Source organism: Pseudomonas gingeri, from assembly GCF_013385425.1.
GTDB lineage: Bacteria > Pseudomonadota > Gammaproteobacteria > Pseudomonadales > Pseudomonadaceae > Aquipseudomonas > Aquipseudomonas gingeri_D.
On record NZ_JACAQA010000002.1, the window covers coordinates 370,088 to 390,168 of the forward strand.

17 protein-coding genes and 1 pseudogene are annotated in these 20,081 nt (G+C 63.6%); 5 read left to right on the plus strand and 13 right to left on the minus strand.

Features of this window, described 5'->3' with window-relative positions:
• The first annotated feature begins 92 nt into the window (after positions 1 to 92).
• Positions 93 to 707, plus strand: a complete 615-nt coding sequence (locus HX830_RS02190) for a TetR/AcrR family transcriptional regulator (RefSeq protein ID WP_177098829.1) — start codon at positions 93 to 95, stop codon at positions 705 to 707.
• 64 nt (positions 708 to 771) lie between these two features.
• Here the strand turns inward: HX830_RS02190 and HX830_RS02195 are convergent, their stop codons facing one another.
• Entirely contained in the window at positions 772 to 1,473 is a 702-nt protein-coding gene (locus HX830_RS02195; protein WP_103497221.1) for a glutathione S-transferase N-terminal domain-containing protein, read from the minus strand.
• Positions 1,474 to 1,632: 159 nt separating this feature from the next.
• Here HX830_RS02195 and HX830_RS02200 point away from each other — a divergent pair, with 159 nt between their 5' ends.
• On the plus strand, positions 1,633 to 1,857 hold the full coding sequence (locus HX830_RS02200; protein WP_103497220.1) for a YgdI/YgdR family lipoprotein: 225 nt from the start codon (positions 1,633 to 1,635) through the stop codon (positions 1,855 to 1,857).
• Between the two features lie 10 nt (positions 1,858 to 1,867).
• Here the strand turns inward: HX830_RS02200 and HX830_RS02205 are convergent, their stop codons facing one another.
• The 4 genes from HX830_RS02205 to lexA are packed head-to-tail and all read right to left on the minus strand — an operon-like array spanning position 1,868 to position 7,620.
• Complete coding sequence (locus HX830_RS02205; RefSeq protein WP_177098830.1) at positions 1,868 to 4,948, minus strand: error-prone DNA polymerase; 3,081 nt, start codon at positions 4,946 to 4,948, stop codon at positions 1,868 to 1,870.
• Positions 4,945 to 6,363, minus strand: coding sequence for a Y-family DNA polymerase (locus HX830_RS02210; protein WP_177098831.1), 1,419 nt, complete (start codon positions 6,361 to 6,363; stop codon positions 4,945 to 4,947). Before HX830_RS02210 ends, HX830_RS02205 begins: the two co-directional genes overlap by 4 nt.
• A 7-nt stretch (positions 6,364 to 6,370) precedes the next feature.
• Entirely contained in the window at positions 6,371 to 7,003 is a 633-nt protein-coding gene (gene imuA / locus HX830_RS02215) for a translesion DNA synthesis-associated protein ImuA (protein ID WP_177098832.1), read from the minus strand.
• A complete protein-coding gene (gene lexA / locus HX830_RS02220; protein WP_103497216.1) occupies positions 7,000 to 7,620 on the minus strand; it encodes a transcriptional repressor LexA in 621 nt (206 codons plus the stop codon). The genes imuA and lexA overlap by 4 nt, the downstream gene beginning before the upstream one ends.
• A 346-nt stretch (positions 7,621 to 7,966) precedes the next feature.
• Between lexA and HX830_RS02225 the strand changes: the two genes are divergently transcribed.
• Both HX830_RS02225 and HX830_RS02230 read left to right on the plus strand, forming a co-directional pair.
• Positions 7,967 to 8,224, plus strand: coding sequence for an Os1348 family NHLP clan protein (locus tag HX830_RS02225; RefSeq protein ID WP_177098833.1), 258 nt, complete (start codon positions 7,967 to 7,969; stop codon positions 8,222 to 8,224).
• Positions 8,225 to 8,427: 203 nt separating this feature from the next.
• Entirely contained in the window at positions 8,428 to 9,576 is a 1,149-nt protein-coding gene (locus HX830_RS02230) for an aKG-HExxH-type peptide beta-hydroxylase (protein WP_177098834.1), read from the plus strand.
• 20 nt (positions 9,577 to 9,596) lie between these two features.
• Here the strand turns inward: HX830_RS02230 and HX830_RS02235 are convergent, their stop codons facing one another.
• Positions 9,597 to 10,613 carry a succinylglutamate desuccinylase/aspartoacylase domain-containing protein gene (locus HX830_RS02235; protein WP_177098835.1) on the minus strand — a complete coding sequence of 339 codons (1,017 nt, stop codon included), beginning with the start codon at positions 10,611 to 10,613 and terminating at the stop codon, positions 9,597 to 9,599.
• A 115-nt stretch (positions 10,614 to 10,728) separates the two neighbouring features.
• Between HX830_RS02235 and HX830_RS02240 the strand changes: the two are divergent.
• Positions 10,729 to 11,268 (plus strand): annotated as a pseudogene (locus HX830_RS02240) (TetR/AcrR family transcriptional regulator); the annotation flags it as partial.
• Here HX830_RS02240 and HX830_RS32000 read toward each other — a convergent pair.
• From HX830_RS32000 to HX830_RS02270, 7 genes are all read right to left on the minus strand, one after another.
• Positions 11,224 to 12,231, minus strand: a complete 1,008-nt coding sequence (locus tag HX830_RS32000) for a DMT family transporter (RefSeq protein WP_256350371.1) — start codon at positions 12,229 to 12,231, stop codon at positions 11,224 to 11,226. The pseudogene HX830_RS02240 and the gene HX830_RS32000 sit on opposite strands and share 45 nt — an antisense overlap.
• On the minus strand, positions 12,231 to 12,929 hold the full coding sequence (locus tag HX830_RS02245) for an ABC transporter permease (protein ID WP_103497232.1): 699 nt from the start codon (positions 12,927 to 12,929) through the stop codon (positions 12,231 to 12,233). Before HX830_RS02245 ends, HX830_RS32000 begins: the two co-directional genes overlap by 1 nt.
• Before the next feature lie 5 nt (positions 12,930 to 12,934).
• Complete coding sequence (locus HX830_RS02250) at positions 12,935 to 13,639, minus strand: ABC transporter permease (protein WP_103497210.1); 705 nt, start codon at positions 13,637 to 13,639, stop codon at positions 12,935 to 12,937.
• Between the two features lie 171 nt (positions 13,640 to 13,810).
• A complete protein-coding gene (locus HX830_RS02255) occupies positions 13,811 to 14,593 on the minus strand; it encodes a transporter substrate-binding domain-containing protein (RefSeq protein WP_152739563.1) in 783 nt (260 codons plus the stop codon).
• Between the two features lie 27 nt (positions 14,594 to 14,620).
• The gene (locus HX830_RS32315) at positions 14,621 to 16,624 is read right to left on the minus strand and encodes an aminotransferase class I/II-fold pyridoxal phosphate-dependent enzyme (RefSeq protein ID WP_177098837.1); all 2,004 of its coding nucleotides are present in this window, start codon (positions 16,622 to 16,624) and stop codon (positions 14,621 to 14,623) included.
• A gap of 153 nt (positions 16,625 to 16,777) precedes the next feature.
• Positions 16,778 to 18,196 carry an aldehyde dehydrogenase family protein gene (locus HX830_RS02265; RefSeq protein WP_177098838.1) on the minus strand — a complete coding sequence of 473 codons (1,419 nt, stop codon included), beginning with the start codon at positions 18,194 to 18,196 and terminating at the stop codon, positions 16,778 to 16,780.
• Positions 18,197 to 18,393: 197 nt separating this feature from the next.
• Complete coding sequence (locus tag HX830_RS02270) at positions 18,394 to 20,025, minus strand: 5-guanidino-2-oxopentanoate decarboxylase (RefSeq protein WP_177098839.1); 1,632 nt, start codon at positions 20,023 to 20,025, stop codon at positions 18,394 to 18,396.
• Between the last annotated feature and the right edge of the window lie 56 nt (positions 20,026 to 20,081).

The following is a 20,081-nucleotide window of genomic DNA, read 5'->3' on the forward strand; positions in this document are numbered from 1 at the left end:
GATCGACGGACGTCGACTTGCGCAACCAGGCAAGCGCGAACGGCGAAGCTGCGGTTAGAATATGAGGATAGCCTCACAATCAGGATATGAGGATGCCCTCACAAACTTCAAGTAAAAAAAATGTCAGCATCCACACGCCGCGCCTGGAACGCGGCAAGCAGCGCGTGGCCGAGCTGATGGCCGCCGCTGCCCGGGTCTTTGCCGAACAAGGTTATGACGCGGCGACCATGACCGAAGTGGCCGCCCTGGCCCAGGCGTCGATTGGTTCGCTGTACCAGTACTTTCCCACCAAGGCGCTGCTGGCCCAGGCCCTGCACAGCGCGCAACTGGAGATGCTCCGAGGCCGGCTCGAAAGCCTGGCGCCACAGGCACCCAACCTGAGCCCACGACAGATAGCCGAGCGGATACTGGAGGAGTTGTCGCTGTTTCTGGAGGAGAATCCGGCGTTTATCGCCCTGGCTGAGCGGCGCGATATCGACAAGAAAGCCAAGGCCGCCACGCGCTCAGGCTTGCTGTCGCTGCTGACCGGGCTGCTGGCCCAGGCACAACCGCCGCTGCCGGCCGAGCGCCATGCACTGACGGCGGTGATGCTGCTGGAACTGATGAAAATCGCCGTATCGCTCAAGGCCCGTGAGCCCGCCGAGATCGCCGAAGACGTCCTCCAGACGTTCAAGAGCATGTTGGGCCAGCATCTGGACTCACTGTAGAAACTGCCGAAGGCCCTTCGGCAGTTCCCCTGTGCTCCCTGGGTGACAGTGCCGCGCGATCTTTTTATGCCGACGGAATGGTCAGGCCCTTGATCACCGCCGGGCGCGCCACGAACTGCTCCAGGGCGCGGAGCACATGGGGGAAGTCCTGGATGCCCACCAGGTCGCCGGCCTCGTAGAAACCGATCAGGTTGCGAATCCACGGGAAGGTGGCGATATCGGCGATGCTGTAGTCGTCGCCCATGATCCAGCGGCGGCTTTCCAGGCGCTGGTCCAGCACCCCCAGCAGGCGCTTGCTCTCGGCCACGTAACGGTCGCGCGGGCGCTTGTCCTCGTAGTCCTTGCCGGCGAATTTATTGAAGAAACCGAGCTGGCCGAACATCGGTCCGATACCGCCCATCTGAAACATCACCCACTGGATGGTTTCATAGCGCCGCGTCAGGTCCTTGGACATGAAGCGCCCGGTTTTCTCGGCGAGGTAGATCAGGATCGCCCCGGACTCGAACAACGGCAGCGGCTGGCCGTCGGGACCGTTGGGGTCGATGATGGCCGGGATCTTGTTGTTGGGGTTCAACGCCATGAATTCCGGCGTCAGCTGGTCATTGCTGGCGAAACTGACCAGGTGCGCTTCATAGGGCAGGCCCAGCTCTTCGAGCAGGATCGAAACCTTGACGCCGTTGGGCGTAGGCAACGAATAGAGCTGGAGGCGGTCTGGATGTTGTGCAGGCCATTTATGCGTGATGGTGAACTCGGAAAGATCAGTCATGGAAAGCTTCCAGCAAGCGGTAGGGAATGCGGCAACGGGTCAGGACCTTCCACCCGTCCGGGCGCTGATTATAGGCACAGCCGGTGGCCGTGCCTGTAGCGCCGGGCATGAGATTTTTCTGCGCCATGGACCGTCAATCACTGAAACAGAGAGGGCATCATGTATCTGAAAATTCTCAGTCTGCCATTGCTGGCAGCAACATTCCTGAGCGTGGCGGGCTGTTCGACGCCTACGGTGGTGACCTTGCAGAACGGCACCGAGTACATCACCAGGGATACACCCCAAACCCACTCCGCCGATGGTTTCTATGAGTTCAAGGATATTTCCGGCAAAGAGGTGCGGGTCAAGGCGTCCGATGTGGCGACGGTCAAACCGAAGGATTGATATCCAGACCTCAGCGAAAATCCCGGCTGCGCACGGTGATATCCGCCAGCAGTGAACCCAGGTCGCCCAGGCGTCCGGCAATCACATGCCGGACGTCGCCCTCGGATTCCAGGCGCCCGTCGACTTTCAGCAACTGCGCGCCCACCAGCACTTGCCGTTGCCGCTCGGCCAGGTCGCGCCAGACCACCACATTGACGTTGCCGAATTCGTCCTCCAGGGTGACAAAGGTCACCCCGCTGGCCGTGCCCGGTCGCTGGCGTCCGGTGACCAGGCCGACAATGCTCACCGGCCGCCCGTGTTCGACCTCCAGCAGTTCCCGCGAACTGCGACAGCGCATGGCTTGCAATTGCCCGCGCAACAACGCCAGCGGATGCGGCCCCAAGGTCGTGCCGAGACTGGCGTAATCCGCTTGCAGGTCCTCGCCGACACTCGGGCGCGGCAAGGCCACCGGGGTTTCGGTTTGCCTCGACAACCCGGCAAACAGCCCAAGCTGCGCCTCGACCCCAGCCACTTCCCAGCGCGCCTGATAACGGTCGCCCGCCAACCCCTGCAAGGCACCGGCATCGGCCAGCAGTTCCTGAGCCCGGGTATCCAGTCGCGCCCGCTCACCCAGGTCGGCGATATCCTCGAAGCCCCCTGCCTTGCGTGCCACCTCGATCCGCCGCGCGTCCTCCTCGCGAAACCCGCGAATCATACGTAAACCCAGGCGCAACGCCGGCTGCAGGCCATCGGCAGGCTCCAGGCTGCACTCCCAATCGCTGGCCCGCACATCCACCGGACGGATCTGCAACTGATGCCGCCGGGCATCCTGGAGGATCTGATCCGGGCTGTAGAAGCCCATCGGCCAGCTGTTGATCAGCGCACAAGCGAACGCCGCCGGCTCATGGCACTTCAACCAGCAACTGGCGTAGGTCAGCAAGGCAAAGCTGGCGGCATGGGACTCGGGGAAACCGTAGCTGCCAAAACCCTTGATCTGCTCGAAAATCTGCGCGGCAAATTCCGGCGCATAACCGTTCTTCGCCATGCCCTCGGCCAGTCGCAGACGGTGCGGCTCAAGCCCGCCATGGCGTTTCCAGGCGGCCATGGAGCGGCGCAACTGATCGGCCTCGCCCGGGGTGTAGTCCGCCGCCACCACCGCGATCTGCATGACCTGTTCCTGAAACAGCGGCACCCCCAGGGTGCGTTTCAGGACCTCTTCCAGCTCCGGCGACGGGTAGGTCGCAAGCTCCTCCTTGTTTCGCCGGCGCAGGTACGGGTGCACCATGCCGCCCTGGATCGGCCCCGGCCGGACAATCGCCACCTCGATCACCAGGTCGTAGAAATTCTTCGGTTTGAGCCGTGGCAGCATCGACATCTGCGCCCGCGACTCGATCTGGAACACGCCGATGGTGTCGGCCCGGCCGATCATTTCATAGGTCGGCTTATCGTCCGGCGGCAGGCTCGCCAGGGTCCAGCGCGGCCCGCCGCGATACTGATGCACCAGGTCGAAACAGCGACGCAGCGCGCTGAGCATGCCCAGGGCCAGGACATCGACCTTGAGCAGACCGACCTTGTCCAGGTCGTCCTTGTCCCACTGGATAATCGTCCGTTCGGCCATGGTGGCGTTTTCCACCGGGACCAGGGTCTCCAGCGGTTGCTCGGAAATCACGAAACCGCCCGGATGCTGGGACAGGTGCCGGGGAAAGCCGATCAGTTGCCGGGTCAGCCCCAGGACCCGGCGCAGCACCGGGCTGTCGGGATCGAAACCGTTTTCGCGCAGGCGTTCCGCTGCCGGCGGCTCATCGCTCCAGTGGCCACAGGCGTCGGCCAGGGCATTGATCTGATCCGGCGGCAGGCCCAGCGCCTTGGCCACATCGCGCACCGCCCCCGCGCCGTGATAGGTGCTGACCACCGCCGTCAACGCCGCGCGGTTTCGGCCATAACGCCGAAATACGTATTGCAGTACCTCTTCGCGGCGATCGTGCTCGAAGTCGACATCGATATCCGGTGGTTCGTTGCGCTCGCGGGAGAGGAAGCGCTCGAACAGCATGTTGGTGCGATCCGGGTTCAACTCGGTGATCCCCAGGGCATAACACACCACCGAGTTCGCCGCCGAACCGCGCCCCTGGCAGAGAATGCCCTGCCTGCGGGCGAAGTCGACGATATCCTGCACCGTCAGGAAATAACTGTCGTAGTCCAGCTCGGCGATCAGTGTCAGCTCTTTTTCGATCAGGTCGCGAACCCGGGTATTGATCTCTTCCGGCCAACGTCGACGGATGCCCTCCTCCGTCAGATGCCGCAGCCAGGATGTCGGGGTCTGCCCTTCCGGCACCAGCTCACGGGGGTACTGGTAGCGCAGCTGGCCGAGGTCGAAGGTGCAACGCCGGGCAATGACCTGGGTTTCGGCCAGCAAGGACGTCGGATAAATCTCGCGCAAGGCCTCAAGGCTGCGCAGATGTCGCTCGCCATTGGCATGCAACTGCTGCCCGGCATCGGCCACCCGGGTGTGCAGGCGAATGGCGGTCATGGTGTCCTGCAGGGCACGGCGGGCCCGCACATGCATATGCACATCGCCGCTGGCCACGGCGCGAATCGCCAGTTCGTCGGCCAGGGCCAGCAAGCGCGCCAAACGTCGATCATCATCCTGGCCGCAATGCAGTTCCACCGCCAGCCATAGCCGTTCGGGAAAACGCTCGCGCAACCAGCGGCCATCGACGTCGCTAATGCTCTGTTCAGGCAGCCACAACGCCAGTAGCCCAGGCAGCGCCTGCTCGAAGTCCGCCCGCAGCACTTGATAACAACCCTTGTCCGAACGACGCCGGGCCTGGGTGATCAATCGGCAAAGGGCCTGGTAACCCAGCAGGTCTTCCACCAGCAACACTACCCGAGGTCCATTCTCGATCCGCATTTCACTGCCGATGATCAGCGGCAGACCGCTGTCCTGCGCGGCCTGCCAGGCCCGGACAATCCCGGCCAGGGTGCATTCATCGGTGATCGCCAGGGCTTGATAGCCCTGCTCCTTGGCCCGTTCGAACAACTCCCGGACACTGGAAGCCCCGCGCTGGAAACTGAAGTTCGACAGGCAATGCAGCTCGGCGTATTCGCCACTCATGCGAACCAGCCCTGCAACAGCAAGGGGCCACTTTCCCCCACCGTGCGATAGGCCCAGGCGTGGCGACCGGCACGGGTCTCGATCAGGTAATAATCGCGGCGCACATCCGAGCCGTCCCACCAGCCCGACTCGATCCGCTCCGGCCCCAGCAGGACCCGCGCCGCCTGTTCGGGCAATGGCAACGGCGTTTTGAGCAGCCAGCCGGGGCGCAATGGTCCGGCGGCCGCCAGTGGCTCGGCGGTGCTTGCCGGCAGCGGCTGCCAGGCGCATTCGGGGCGGTGATCGGCCTGGAAACGCAGGCCCTGAACAGCGTCATCACCCAACCGGGCGCGCAGGCGCTCGCGCAGTTGCTCCCAGGGCAGAGACTGTTGCGGGCGTTCGTCGAAGAGTTCGCGATGCTGCGGGACAAAGGCCGGCAGGTCCTCGGCCTCCAGGCGAAAACCACGCACCGCCGCCTCGACCTGGACCTGCTCCAGTCGCCCACGGGCCAGTTCGAAGAGCATCGAAGGGTCACGCTCGGCACTCAGCAGGCCGACCTTGATCCGCGTGTCCGCGACCCCGGCATGTTCCAGGATCAATTCGAAGCGCTGCACACCGCTGTCACGCCCACAGAGAAACGCCGACAGATCTCCGGTCAGGCGACGCAAGGGAAACAGCAAGGCCTGATTCGAGGTCACGTCGAAATTCAACTCGATCCGCGCCACGAAGCGATCCGGCGGCAGGTAGAACGCCAGGGCCAGCGGCCGCTCGCCGAGCAAGGTGTCGAGGTGTTTGAGCAACGACGCCTCGAAGCGCCGCGCCAGGCTATGCCGGGGCAAGGCCAGCACTTGCGCCAGGGTCCGCAGTCCCATGCGCGACAAAGCCGTGGCCGCCTCTTTTTCCAACCCGACCCGGTCGATCGGCATCTGCCCCAGGGCCTGGCGCAAGGACCCGTTGTCCGCCAGGGCCAGACCATCGTAGGCATTGGCCAGGACCCGGGCCGCCGCCGGATTGGGCGCGACCACGATCCGGTGACGAAAGCCCAGGCCGGTCAGTTCTTCACGCAAGCGCGCTTCCAATTGCGGCCAGGGTCCGAACAGGCCCAGGCTGGATTCGATCTCGAACAGCAAGGCCCGCGGATACCGCAGGCTGACCTGGGAACTGAAGCGATAGGCCCAGGCGGCGAGAAACTGCTGCCACTGTTCGATTTCGGCGGGATCGTATTCGGCGCTGGCAAAGGCCTTGGTCAAGGCATGGGCGGCGGTCAGCGATTGACCGGGACACAGGCCCAAGGCCCGCGCCGACGCATTCACCGCCTGCACCACCCGGCGTTGCGGCGAACCCGTCAACAGTGCCAGCGGCGCGTCAGGCTCAGGGGTTCGCCGCAGCACCCCGTCCAGTGCCAATTGCGGAAAAACAATACAGACCCAACGCATACCCGCCTCAATGCCCGGTGCTGAAGGCAATCGGCGCCGAATGGGCCAACCCGCCCCGGCACTTGAGCACCCGCAATTGCGCGGGCCGGCCCTCGACGGCAATCCGCAGGGCCGCCGGCGACGGGTTGATCGCCTCCTCCAGCGAGCGATAGGCGAAGGCCAGGGTCTGGCCGGTTTCCGCCGCCACCTGCAAACGCCGCAGAGCCCGGTCATCCGCCTGTTGCGGCCAGCACAGGACCGCGCCGCAACTGCCGGAACGCAGGCATTGTTCGGCGGCCCACAAGGCATCCCGCGGCGGCGCCTGGATCACCGACAACTGCCGCAGGTCCACCCCCGCGTTCAACCACGCCTGGGGATAGGGCACATGGGGCGGTGCCACCAGGACAATGCGCTCGCCCCGAGCCGACAGCCGCGCCAGGGTCGGCCAGACCAGTTGCAACTCACCGACACCCTCCCCGGCAATCAGGATTTCCGTCAACGCTGCCGGCGGCCAGCCACCGCCGGGCAAAGCGGCGTCGAGGGTCGCGTGGCCGCTGGGCTGGCGATCGGACTGCGGCTCAGCCAGCGGCGCGCCCGCCCGGCCTCTCCACACCCGCCGCTCGTCGAGCAGCGTATCCAAGGCCACCACCGCGCCCCTCATGCCGGCCGTACCAGACCGCAGAACACGCCTTCGATGGACAACTCCTGGTGCTCGGGATCGACAACGATAGGCTCATAGGCCGGGTTGCGCGGCAACAGGCGGATGCCCGCGGCCGTCCGTTCGAAGCGCTTGATGGTGACCTCGCCTTCCAGCCGGGCCACGACGATCTGGCCGTTGCGCACCTCGCCCGTGCGGCGTACCGCCACCAGGTCACCGTCAAGAATGCCATCGCCGATCATCGAGTCGCCCTGCACCTGCAGCAGGTAATCCGGCGCCCGGGAAAACAGGGCGGGGTCGAGCAGCAGGCGGCGATGCTCCTGGGCATCGACATCGATCGGCCGGCCCGCCGCGACCCGGCCCAGCAGCGGGATATCCAGCAACGCGGCCCGGGGCGCCTGATCGAGCAGGCGGATGCCTCGCGCCTGATGGGCGTTGACCTCGATAAAACCGCCCTCGGCCAAAGCCACCACGTGCTTGCGTGCCACGCTGCGGGAGGCGAAACCAAAGGCCTCGGCGATCTCGGCAAGGCTCGGGGGCTGGCCGTTACGCACGATGCGCTCGCGGATAAAGGTCAGGATGGCGGTACGGCGGGGAGTTAAAGTCGTCATGGAGTACATTTGTACTCCTGTGGGATTTCCCTGACAAGAGCCATCAGTCGAGACACGGGCTTACCCATACCCGCTTCGTGAAAGCCAATGGCCAGGTCCGAATATCGGAATAGGTTTCCACTTTTTATATAAGAATAAAGCTACAGAACTATCTCACCCATAAAATATTGAAGCTTCTTTCTTACAACCATAACCAACAACTCTTCGAATCCACCCTATTCAGACTCCATAAAATCAATAAGCACATATTGAAAAATGAAATCATCTTGCTATATTCACTCGGGCATCCTCCATTGAAAACAGCCCCCCTGGCCTGCTCTTCTATAAAAGTTTCAACCGTTATCCGGAGACCGACATGCCCCATTCCAACATCCACTCTCAGGAACGTCTCGCCATTATGTTGAACAGAGCAATAAGCGATGAATCATTCGCCGCGCAGTTGCATATCAATCCAGGCAACGCCGGTAAAGACCTGGATATGCCCCTGCGGATCGACGAAGTGGTGGCGCTCAAGGGCCTGGACCTTGCGCAATTGGTGGCGGCCTCGAAAGCCCTGCACAGCCCGCTCACGGCTCGCGCCAGTTTCGACCAGCAACAGGTTCGAACCGATTAAGCCCGCGCCAGCGTCCGAGACATATCGCCGATATAAATATCATGAAGCGTTTGTCAGGCCTTATTAAATAAATTTTCAACGAACGGCTATTAATGTTCGCCTCCCCGAGCACTGCCGACACTTTACATTCTGACGCCTCTCTTTCCTGAAGGAGGGTTATTGCGCGCCCGTCATCTATCGAGTGATATCCCGAGGACACCGACATGACCACCCGATTGCAATCCCAGCTCGACGAACTGTTCCAATACAACACGTTCTTGCCCGATGCCACCCCGGACCGTTTTCACCGTTTGCTCGATCGACTCAGCCAACAGCGCTACAGCACCTTCGCCGCACTCTATGCCGAATGCTTCCAGCGTTTCGAGGGCAATCCCAGGCTCGATCCGTTTTTCTCCAGTGCGGTGCACCTGATCCTGCTGCCGGTCACCCAGCGCCGCCTGATCATCAACGATCCGGTGTTCCAGATCTGGATGGCCCTGGCGTTTCAACATGCCAACGCGGTACTGACCAAACAGGCGGACAACACCGCTTCCTTGCAGGATATGCTCCTGGAGTTGCCGGCAGTGCTGCAACGCATTACCCAGACGGCGGTCGATCACAAGTATTCGAACCATCCGCCGATCCGCCGCTTCAATGTCGATCCGCTGATCGCCGCCGCGACACCGCCCAGCTATGAGTTCCCCGAAGACGAAAGCACCCGCAAACACCTGGAGCACAGTGGTTACTCCCTGCACTTTTTCCGCGACGTGGTCAGCGTTGCCCTGTCGCGTATCGCCAATACCTGGCCGGCCTGCTACGAGCAGTTCCGGCACCTGGTCAAGCTGATCTGCTACCTGCCCGACAGCACCTTCCGCAGCTGTTCGGCGGCGCGCTACACCGGCGTTATCCTGCTTTCGGCCAAGGACCACTCGATTCTTGAAATCGAAGAATCGCTGGTCCATGAAACCACCCACCAACTGTTGTACAGCCTGGTCGAGGTCTGCCCGATCATCGATGAGCAACGCGCCGGGGAACGCCTGTTCAGCCTGCCCTGGTCCGGCCTGCAGCGCGATCTCCATGGTTATGTCCATGCCTTCTTCGCCGCGCTTGCCCAGGTCAAATACCTGGAGCGCGTGCGCCAGCGCCCGGCCTCGGAAATGCAACGGGCCGAAGAGCGGATGCTCGACATCCTGCGTGGCCTGATCAAGGCCCTGCCGGAACTTGAGGCCTGTGACGAGTTCACGCCCCGGGGCCGGACCTTCATGGACAATCTTGCCCTGGAGGTGCACGCCCTGCGCAGTCGCCATGCCGGCCTGCTGAGCCAGTCGAGCGCAACGACGGGCAACAAGCCGGCCATGGGCATGGCCGTGTAAAAAACAGGGTTGCCGGCGGGCTAGTTGGGATCGAGCAATCCGCCCGTCCAGTTGTGCGACACCCGGCTGCCAGTGAATTTCGCCGCCACCGAACCTTGCGCGATCAGGCGGTCGCGGTGGCGGGTGACCATTCGCCCGGCCTGGGCCGCCTGCAGGATCACCTCGGAAGCGGCGTCCCCGGGGCGCCCGACGATCCGGGCAAAACGCTGCCCTTCCTCGACGAAGTCACCCAGTTCCTTTTCAAAGACCAGCACCCCTGGCCGTGGCGCCAGGATTGTCTCCATATGCCCCATCTCCACCGCCTGCACCGGCCAATCCAGCAACGGCGGTGCCTCGTCGATCACCCCGACGGCACACAGCCAGGCATACAGGCCATCAGCATCCTGCCCGGCCAGGTGATCGCTGACATCGCCCTGTCCGCGCAACTCCAGGGTCGCGGCAAAACGTTGCGCGGTATCGCCGTCGCGCAGCCAGGGGGCGATAAGGGTTTCCTCGAAGGAACCGTCGCCGCCGTCATCCCAGATGATCGCCAGGTCCATCTTCAGCGCCGCCGCCAATGCCTGGCCCTTGGGCCAGAACGCACGGTGGATATAGACATAGGGCAACGCTTCGTCGTCGGTGTGCAGGTCGAGCACCAGGTCCGCCGTGGCCGCCAGTTCCACCAGGCATTTTTGCCAGTGCTGGACATTGGTCGCCGGCCGCACCAGCGCCTGCGACTGGTCGAATGAGCGATTGAAGTTCTGCCCGGTGCCCTCATGAAAGCGCCCGAGAATCCGTCCATGGCGAAACTGCCCGATACCCAACGGGTTGGCCTGGGGCACCACGGTTACACGGCCCTTGAGGCGGCCCTCGGACTCGGCTTGTTGAAGGCGTGGCATCAACAGGTGCAGCACCAGCATGCCGGCGATCTCATCGGCATGTACCCCGGCCTGTAAATGCACCTTCGGCCCCTCGCCGCGGCCCTCGAAACGCCAGGCGCCAACCTTCAAGTCCTCACCGTTATTGCCCCGGATGCTGAACGAAATATCCCGCGCCATAACCTTGCCCTCTTCTCATAAACGTTGAAAATCAATCCATCGTCAGCCTCGACAGTGGAAATTGAACGTACGTTCAACTAAGCTCGCCAACCTGGCCTCGAACCCAAGGATTCCCGTGAGCACCGACACCCGAAAATTTCGCCGCGCCGAACCTGACGAGCGTCGCGACCTCTTGATCGCCGCCGCCCTGCGCTGCCTGGCCCGGGACGGACATGCCGGCATTTCCGTCCGGCGTATCGCCACCGAGGCCGGCGTCTCCGTCGGCCTGCTCAACCACCATTTCGGCAGCATCGATGCACTGATCGCCGACACCTACCACAAGCTCGCCAGCGAACTGACCAGCACCCTGCTCGAAGAGGTCCGCCAGGCCGGCAGCGCCGCGGACAAGCTCGAAGCCTTCCTGGTCGGGTCCTTCTCGCCACGGATCATGGACCCGCAATTGCTCGGGGTCTGGGTGGTGTTCTGGAGCCTGATCCGCCACTCCGAACACGTCAGCCAGTCCCATGAAAAAAGCTACCGCGCCTACCTCGACCTGATCCGCCAACTGCTCGACGACCTGGCCAGCACCGAAGGTTTCACGATCCATGACAGCCGCCTGGCCGCCATCGGCCTATCGGCGATGCTCGACGGACTCTGGCTCGAGTGGTGCCTCAACCCCGAGACCTTCAGTCCCGCCAACGGGCTGCACATCTGCCGCTGCTGGGTAAAGGGGTTGCGTCACGGAGCATTCGGCGCCGACGACGTCCTGTGAGGCGTGGCGGCCGAAGACCATCGCCAGGGTGCCGCTGAGGGCAATCAGCCCGGCACCGATAATCAGCGACAGGTCCATCAGCGTGCCCCAGATCAGGCTCGAGAGCAGGAATGCCCAGATCAGCCCGGTGTACTCGAACGGCGCCAGCAGGGTCGCGGTGGCCCGCTGGAAACTGGCGAACAACAGGAACTGGCCGATCCCGCCCACCAGCCCCGCGCCGAGCATCCCCAGCCAGGCCGGGGTCGATGGTGGTGTATGGGTCCAGGGCAGCGCCAGGGCCATGCAGATGACAAACACCACGTTGGTGATCAGCATCTGTTCCAGCACCGAGGTCTGCTCATCCACCTGCCGTAGCTGGATGTAGGTAAAGGCCCAGCACAGCGCCGCCAGCAGCGTCAGCACGATGGGCCAGGGGTCGGTCATATTGCTCGGGCGACAAGCGATCATCACACCGACAAAACCGATGATCAGGGTGAACCATTGCCAGCCCGTGGCGCGCTCCTTGAGGATCAGCGCCGCCAGCACCGTGACCATGATCGGCGCGGAGAAATACAGGGTGGTCATCTCCGCCAGGGTCAGGTCCCGCGCCGCCGTGTAATACAGCAGCCAGGCGACGATCGAGAGCAACCCGCGCACCACCAGCAGGCGTCGGCTCGGCGACTGCCAGGCACTGCGCACCAGACGCAGGCGCCCGGCCAGCAGGCAGGCCGCGACCACCACCAGGCCGCGCCAGAACAGCACGGTAATGACCGAATAATCCGCCACCAGCCACTTGATGGCCGCATCCTGCAAGGCCAGGAAGGCATAGCCCAGCGTGCACAGGCCAATGCCCTGCAACGAACGGTCGACCCGTGGCGTATGGTTCATCACACCGACCTGCGCATCGGCGTTCCGCGCCGTTCGGCAAAGGCAAACAGCGCCTCGATCAGAAAGGTCAGGCAGACATAGACCCCGGCCACCAGCAGCAACGGCTGGTAGACCTGCAATGTCTGCGCCCGGACCACGTTGGCCGCCCCCAGCAGATCGATCACCGCAATGGTCGAAGCCAGCGCCGTGGACTTGAGCAGCATCACCGTCTCCCCGGCCAGGGTCGGCAGCAACAAGCGCATGGCCCGCGGCAGGCGCACCCGCAACAACGACTGGCGCGGGGTCATGCCGAAGGCCGAGGCCGCTTCCATCTCGCCCTTGGGCACCGCCAGCAACCCGCCACGAATCACCTCGCCGACATAGGCGCCCACCGACAGCACCAGGGCGAACACGATGTACCAGTAGCCGTCCCGCAGGTAAGGCCAGAGAAAGCTGCCGCGCATCAACGGAAACTGCGCGAACAGACTGCCCAGCCCGTAGTAGAAGATGTAGATCTGGATCAGCAGCGGCGTCCCGCGCAGCACGCTGGTGTAGAACAGGCTGGCCTTGGCGACCAGGCGGTTTTTCGACATCCGGGCCAGGGCCACCAGCACCGCCAGCCCGAAGCCCAGCACGCTGGAAATCAGCAACAGGCTGATGGTCGTTTGCAGTCCACGGCCCAACAACGCCGCGTATTCGAGTGTCCACTCTGGAATCATTTCATTCACTCAGCCAAAGGCATCCAGCGACGGATCCGTCGCTCAAGCCGTCCCGACAGGTAGTTGGACACCAGCGTCACCGCGTAATACAGCGCGGCAGCCGTGAGGTAGAACAACAGGTAGTGGCGCGTCGATCCCGCGCCCTGCTTGGCGGTGTACAACAGCTCGTTGGTGCCGACCACGCTGATCAACGCACTGTCCTTGATCAGGTTGATCCACAGGTTGGCCATCCCGGCCATGGCGTAGGGCGCCATGATCGGCAAGGTGACCCGGCGGAACAGACCGAAACCGCTCAAGCCGAAGGCCTTCGCCGCTTCGATCTGACCGAAGGGAATCGCCTGGATCGCCGCGCGGAAAATCTCCGAGGCATAGGCACCCTGGACCAGCCCCAGCACCAGGATCGCCGCCAGCGGGCCGCTGACATTCAGCGCGTCATAGCCGAGCCGGGCCATCAGCGAGTTGAGCAGCATGGAACCGACGTAGTACAGCAAGAGGATCAGCAACAACTCCGGAACCGCCCGGAACAACGTGGTGTAGCCGCGCATCAGCGCCGCGATCGGTTTCGGCGCGCCCAGCTTGAGGCAGGCCACCACCAAACCGATGAACAGCCCGACCGCAAAGGCCCCGGCCGATATCTGCAGGGTCATCCAGAGCCCCTTCAACAGCGCACTGCCCCATCCCTGTTCGCTGAAATCGATCAATTCGAACATCGCTGGCTCTCCAGTCGGTGGTCTTGAAAGCGCCACCTCAGTCTGTAGGAGCAGGGCTTGCCCGCGAAGCTTCTGGCGCCCTCGAGGGCCCCTTCGCGGGCAAGCCCTGCTCCTACAGGTTCTGCGTTTTCCGTAGGTTGTGTGTTTAGGCCGGGCCGAACAGCATCACCGTCAGAACGCAGGTTTCACACTGGTACCAAAATAGTGCTGGGAGAGATCGTCGTAGTCCTTGCTCGCCAGCAAGGTCTTGATCGCCTTGTCGAGACGCGCCTTGAGGTCGGTGTCTTCCTTGCGCAGACCGGCGCCCACGCCCTTGCCGAAGATCGGGTCATAGGGCACCGCGCCCAGGTAGGCCAGGTCCTTGGCATCCGGAGTCTGGACGAAGGCCGTCATGGCCGTGCCGTCCGCCATCATCAGGTCGATACGCCCGGCAATCAGGTCGGCGTTGGCCGAGTCCTGGGTGTCGTAGTACTTCACGTCGGCGATCTTCTCGTAGTAGGCCTTCAGGTAGCTGGCACTCACGGTGGAGTTCTGTACACCGATGATCTTGCCCTTGAGGTCATCCGGGTACTTCTTCACCGAAGCGCCCTTGGGCCCGACAATCGCGATCACCGAATCGTAGTAGGCCTTGCTGAAGGCGATCTGCTTTTCCCGCTCCTCGGTCACCGACATGGAGGAGAAGATCACATCGATCTTCTTCGCCAGCAGCGAGGGGATGATCCCGTCCCAGGCCACTTCCTTGATCTCGCACTCGGCTTTCATTTCACTGCACAGCTTGTGGATCAGGTCGACTTCAAAACCCTTCCACTCACCGTTGGCCTGCTTCTCGGTGTACGGCGGATAGGGTTCGGCCGCGACCGCGAAGCGGATAGGCGCGGCCTGCGCCGCACTCATGCCGGCCAGCAGGACACAGGCCACGCCCGTCAACCAGTTTGCCAAACGTCGATTTCCCATGATGTTGTCCCGTCTTTTTATGTTGCGTTAGCGAGTCTGATGAGCGTTGACGAATTGTCGGCAACGCTCGCTGCGTGGGTGTACGAACACGTCATCCGGCGAACCGGTTTCCTCGATCAGCCCTTGATGCAGAAAGGCGACTTTGGAAGAGACATCGCGTGCGAAGGCCATCTCATGGGTCACCAGGATCATGGTCCGGCCTTCTTCGGCGAGGGAGCGGATCACCCGCAGCACTTCCCCGACCAGTTCCGGGTCGAGTGCCGAGGTGGGTTCATCGAACAGCATGACCTTGGGCCGCATGGCCAGGGCCCGGGCGATGGCCACCCGTTGTTGCTGTCCCCCGGAGAGAAACGCCGGGTACTCGTTGCGCTTGGCCGCGAGGCCCACACGCTCAAGCAAGGCTTCGGCCCGTTCAATGGCCTCGGCCCGACTCTCACGCAGGACCTGGGTCGGCGCTTCGATGAGGTTTTCCAGCACCGTGCGATGGGGCCAGAGATTGAAGTTCTGGAACACCATGCCCAGGCTGGAGCGGATGCGTACCAGTTGCTTGGCGTCGGCCACCAACGGCGCGCCGGGGCGGTCGAAGTTCAGGTGGATGCTTTCGCCGTCCACCAGGATACGGCCCTGGTCCGGCACTTCGAGCATATTGATACAGCGCAGCAAGGTACTCTTGCCCGAGCCGCTGGCGCCGATCAGCGAGATCACCTCGCCCTCGCGGGCCGTCAGGGACACGCCCTTGAGCACCTCGATATTGCCGAAGCGTTTGTGCAGGCGGTCGACCTCGATCATGGTCCTGGTCGCGACAGGTTGCGCAAGGCTTTCAACCTTCACGCCATTGATCACTGGCCGCGGGGGCTCGCCCTTGAGCACCCGGACAAACTCGCGGATACGCTGGCAGGCCTGGGCCAGGCGTTCTTCACCGAGGGTGAAGGAGATCCGCACAAAACCTTGCGCCGGCTCACCGAAAGCCGCCGCATCGAGTACCGAGACCCCGGCTTCGCGAAACAGCCGCCAGGCGAATTCCAGGGAGGTCAGGCCGGTCTCGCGCACGTCCACCAGCACGAACATGCCGGCATCGGGCTTGAGTACGGTAATGCCTGGACAATCGGACAAACCCGCCACCACCAGATCACGGCGGCGGCGATAGATCTCGCTCATCCCCCGGGTCACTTCGTCATGGGCCAGTACCGCCTTGAGCGCGGCCTCCATGACAAATCCCGGCAGGCCGTAGAGCATGCTCAACACCAGGTTTTCGGCATGGGCGACCAGCACCGGGTCGGCGATGATCCAGCCGATCCGCCAGCCGGTCATGGCGTGGGACTTGGACAGGCTGCCGACGGTCACGCAGCGCTCGGCCATGCCCGGCAGCGCCGCCAGGCTGACATGCTCGCGCTCGAATGCCAGGCTTTCGTACACCTCGTCGACCACCACCCAGAGATCATGGGCGATGGCCAGGTCGGCGATGCCTTGCAGCTCTTCGCGGCTGAGTACCACGCCGGTGGGGTTGTTCGGATTGGAGAAAAAGATCGCCCGGGTGCGTGGCGTGATGGCCTTGGCCAGCCGCGCGGCATCGAGGCGAAAACCGCCGTCCGCCGCGCAGGGCACCCGCACCAGGGTCGCGCCGGAAGCCTTGAGGGTCGCCTCGTAGGTCACGTACATCGGGTCCAGGGCAATCACCTCGTCACCGGCGCTGAGCAGGCACAGCGAGGTGATGAACAAGGCGTTCTGCGCACCGGCCACGGTGATGACGTTTTCAGCTTGCAGCGGGCGCTCCAGGCGCTGGCTGTAGCGCGCGGCGATGGCTTCGCGCAGGGCCAGGCGACCGGCGATTTCGGTGTAGTGGGTGTCGCCTTCGCGAAGGGCCTGGATGGCCGCTTCAGTGATGAAATCGGGGGTGGGGAAATCCGGATCGCCGACGCTGAGGATGATCACATCCTCGCCGCGACGCTGGGCTTCGAACGCCGCGTGATGAATGTCCCAGGCGGCCACACCGTCACCCGAGATCCGCTCAACAAAAGGTGAAAACCGCATGCCAGTGCCTCGTTCGAATTTGAAGAAACGCAAGCCCGCAACCCGCCGGGATGGAGCCAACATAGACGAAGCTGAACAGTCGTTCAACAGGAAAAATAGGTCCGCTTCGTGTTCAGCGTAAACAGGTCGTTTTCACGACAGTCGCGCCGTTTTTCAGCACTGGATCGCTTTGGTTTCGATAAACTCCGCCAGCCCTTCCTCACCCCATTCGCGACCGTTGCCCGATTGCTTGTAGCCGCCGAATGGCGCGCGGTAGTTGAAGGCCGCGCCATTGACGAAGCACTGGCCGGCGCGCAACCCGCGCGCCAGTTCCAGGGCCCGGGCCGGGGTGCCGGCCCAGACCGCGCTGGACAGGCCGAAGGGCGATTCATTGGCCAGGCGTATGGCCTGTTCCTCGTCCTCGTAGGGCATCAGGCAGAGTACCGGGCCGAAGATTTCTTCCTGGGCGATGCGCATGCCGTTATCGACATCGGCAAACAGCGTGGGGCGCACGTAGAAGCCGCGCTCCAGCTCGCTTGGCAAGGCATCGCCGCCACTCAACAGCCGGGCGCCCTCCTGCTGGCCGACACGGATGTAATCGAGCACGGTGCGGCGCTGGGACGCCGAGCACATGGGCCCGAGAAAGCTCCGTGGGTCCAGGGGATCGCCGACCTTGAGGCTTTCGCTTTCGGCCCGCGCCAGTTCCAGCGCCTCGGCGTAGCGACTGCGGGGAATCAGCATGCGGGTCAAGGCGGTGCAGGTCTGCCCGGAGTTGATCATCACGTCCTGCACGCCATGGCGCACGGCGGCGCCGAGATCGGCATCGGCGGTGATCAGAAAGGGCGACTTGCCCCCCAGCTCCAGGCAGACCCGCTTGACCGTCGGTGCGGCGGCCATCGATACCCGCACACCGGCGGCGGTAGAGCCGGTGAACGAGACCATGTCCACGTCCGGGTGCCGGGCCAGGGCTTCGCCGACCTTGGCGCCGGGGCCGCTGACCAGGTTGAAGACCCCGCCCGGCAGGCCGATGGCGTCAATCATTTCAGCCAGCAGGAACGCATGCAGCGGGGTTTCCTGGCTCGGCTTGACCACCACCGTGCAGCCTGCCGCGAGAGCCGGCGCGAGCTTGCCGATCAATTGATGCAGCGGGTAATTCCATGGATTGATAAAGGCGCAGACGCCCACCGCCTCGCGGATCACCAGGGAGTTGCCGACTTCCCGTTGTTGCTCCATCAGCGCGGCTATTTCGGTGTAGCTGAGCAGGCCTTCCAGCGGGCCGTCGACCTGGACCGACTGGCACCATTGCACCGGCATACCCAGTTCGGCGGTGATCAGCGCGGCCATTTCGCCGGCGCGGGCCTTGAGTTGTTGGCCCAGTGCGCGGATATAGCCGGCACGTTCACTGGCCGGGGTTCGTGACCAGTTGGAGAAAGCCCGGCGGGCGGCGGTGACGGCGCGTTCGACGTCACGCTCATCGCCGAGGGGGACTTGTCCGGTCACGGCTTCGGTGGCCGGGTTGATGACTTCGGCGACGCCGCTGCCATGGGGGACGACCCAGTCGCCGTTGATATAAAGATGGGTGTAGGTGGTCATTGTTATTGTTTTCCATCATCGGGGGAGGACGAAGTTTGCCGGTGGAGTTTTGTCAGGCTTGAGGACCTCTTCGCGGCGGTGCGGCGATCCGACAAGCCCTGCTCCTACAGGTTTCGGTCGTACACATGATCCGGGACCGACTCCGAACTGTAGGAGCAGGGCTTGCCCGCGAAGACGTCAGCCCAGACAAAACAGCTTCAACGGGCGCAGGCGTGCTTCAGCTCAATCAGGGTCACCCCCGCATGGCCAAACCCCGTCCGCAGATCGCGCTCCAACTCATCCAGGCTCTGCGGTTCACACACACGGCAACCAAACGCCCGGGCCAGCAGGGCAAAATCCGGGTTACGCGGCAACACCCCCACCGGCTCGATATCCAGGCTGAGCATGTCATCGCGAATCTGCCCAAGGGCATCGTTGTTCCACAGCAGCACCACCAACGGGCTGTCCAACTCCTCGACAGCCGTCGCCAGCTCCTGGACCGTGTAGAGAAAACCGCCGTCCCCCACCAGCACCAAACCTGGCCGTTGCGGGGCACCAAACTTGGCCCCGATCCCCGCCGGCAAGCCATAACCCAGGGTGCCGTAGCCAGTGGGATGCAACCAACTGCGCGGGGCCCGGCTGGCAAAGGCGTAATTGCCCGTATAAGCCAACTGGGTCATATCGCTGCTGATAACGGTGTCAGCCGGCATCGCCGCCGCAATACGGTCGAGAATCCGCTGATGGATCGTCTGTAACGGACCGTGGCCAGCGCGCAAAGCCACCCGCAATGCCGCCACTGCCTTGACCGACTCATGGGAGTCCCGGGCCTGCACCGGCAGACGTTCCAGTAAATCAGCGAGGGTCTGCTGTGCATCCCCCCGCAACGCCACGGCGCAGGGATAGAAGTCGTTGAATTTGCGCGAGTCGATATCGACCCGGATCAACTCGCCGCTCAACGGCAGGCGTTCACGCCAATAATCGGTATCGGCCATTTCGGTGCCGACCGCGAGCACCACATCGGCCTGCGCGATCAGCGCCCAGCCGGGTTCGACACACAGGCTGGAACCGGCATTCAACGGCGCATCCGGCGCCAACAGACCTTTGCCGGCAACACTGGTGAACAGCGGCGCGGCCAGGCGTTCGCTCAAGGCCTGCAACTCGGCCCCGGCGGCCAGCGCACCTCCCCCCGCGATAATCATCGGGCGCTTGGCCTGTTGCAGCCGTCGGGCAGCCTCTTCCAGGGCTTGCACACTCGGCAACCCACGTCCGGGACGACGCACTACCTCGCCACTCCAGTCACGGCTGATCGGCCCGGCCAGCACATCCAGAGGCACCGAAATATGCACCGGCCGTGGCCGCTCGCTGTCGAACACGGCAAAGGCACGGGCGATCAGTTCCGGCAGGTCGTCGGTGCTCAGGGCCACCGCCGAAAATGCGGTGATAGGCGCGGTGATCGCCCGCTGGTCCTGGGTCTCGTGCAGGCAACCCCAGCCCTTGCCCAGGCTAGCGGTGTGGTTGACGCTGGAAATCACCAGCAGCGCAATCGAGTCGGCGTAGGCCTGGCCGATGGCGGTCGCGGCGTTGGTCACGCCAGGGCCGGTGATGATAAAGCAGACGCCGGGCTTGCCACTGACCCGGGCATAGCCGTCGGCCATGAAACCGGCGCCCTGCTCATGGCGGGTCAGCACATGGCGGATGCCGCTGCCGGGCAGGCCGCGATACAGCTCCAGGGTGTGCACGCCGGGAATACCGAACACCGTGTCGACACCATAATGGGCCAGCAGGCGCACCAGGGCCTGGCCGCCGGTGAGCGTGGTGGAAGAAGCTTGCAGGGTCGATTGGGAGCTCATGCTAGCCCTCGTCTTGTTGTTGTGGAGTGATAGGGGACCGCCCGACGATATTAAAC

Bases quoted from the DNA above. Each gene is read 5' to 3' on its own strand.
- HX830_RS02190 (WP_177098829.1), top strand. From the start codon at position 93: ATGCCCTCACAAACTTCAAGTAAAAAAAATGTCAGCATCCACACGCCG.
- HX830_RS02195 (WP_103497221.1), bottom strand. From the start codon at position 1,473: ATGACTGATCTTTCCGAGTTCACCATCACGCATAAATGGCCTGCACAA.
- HX830_RS02200 (WP_103497220.1), top strand. From the start codon at position 1,633: ATGTATCTGAAAATTCTCAGTCTGCCATTGCTGGCAGCAACATTCCTG.
- HX830_RS02205 (WP_177098830.1), bottom strand. From the start codon at position 4,948: ATGAGTGGCGAATACGCCGAGCTGCATTGCCTGTCGAACTTCAGTTTC.
- HX830_RS02210 (WP_177098831.1), bottom strand. From the start codon at position 6,363: ATGCGTTGGGTCTGTATTGTTTTTCCGCAATTGGCACTGGACGGGGTG.
- imuA (WP_177098832.1), bottom strand. From the start codon at position 7,003: ATGAGGGGCGCGGTGGTGGCCTTGGATACGCTGCTCGACGAGCGGCGG.
- lexA (WP_103497216.1), bottom strand. From the start codon at position 7,620: ATGTACTCCATGACGACTTTAACTCCCCGCCGTACCGCCATCCTGACC.
- HX830_RS02225 (WP_177098833.1), top strand. From the start codon at position 7,967: ATGCCCCATTCCAACATCCACTCTCAGGAACGTCTCGCCATTATGTTG.
- HX830_RS02230 (WP_177098834.1), top strand. From the start codon at position 8,428: ATGACCACCCGATTGCAATCCCAGCTCGACGAACTGTTCCAATACAAC.
- HX830_RS02235 (WP_177098835.1), bottom strand. From the start codon at position 10,613: ATGGCGCGGGATATTTCGTTCAGCATCCGGGGCAATAACGGTGAGGAC.
- HX830_RS32000 (WP_256350371.1), bottom strand. From the start codon at position 12,231: ATGAACCATACGCCACGGGTCGACCGTTCGTTGCAGGGCATTGGCCTG.
- HX830_RS02245 (WP_103497232.1), bottom strand. From the start codon at position 12,929: ATGATTCCAGAGTGGACACTCGAATACGCGGCGTTGTTGGGCCGTGGA.
- HX830_RS02250 (WP_103497210.1), bottom strand. From the start codon at position 13,639: ATGTTCGAATTGATCGATTTCAGCGAACAGGGATGGGGCAGTGCGCTG.
- HX830_RS02255 (WP_152739563.1), bottom strand. From the start codon at position 14,593: ATGGGAAATCGACGTTTGGCAAACTGGTTGACGGGCGTGGCCTGTGTC.
- HX830_RS32315 (WP_177098837.1), bottom strand. From the start codon at position 16,624: ATGCGGTTTTCACCTTTTGTTGAGCGGATCTCGGGTGACGGTGTGGCC.
- HX830_RS02265 (WP_177098838.1), bottom strand. From the start codon at position 18,196: ATGACCACCTACACCCATCTTTATATCAACGGCGACTGGGTCGTCCCC.
- HX830_RS02270 (WP_177098839.1), bottom strand. From the start codon at position 20,025: ATGAGCTCCCAATCGACCCTGCAAGCTTCTTCCACCACGCTCACCGGC.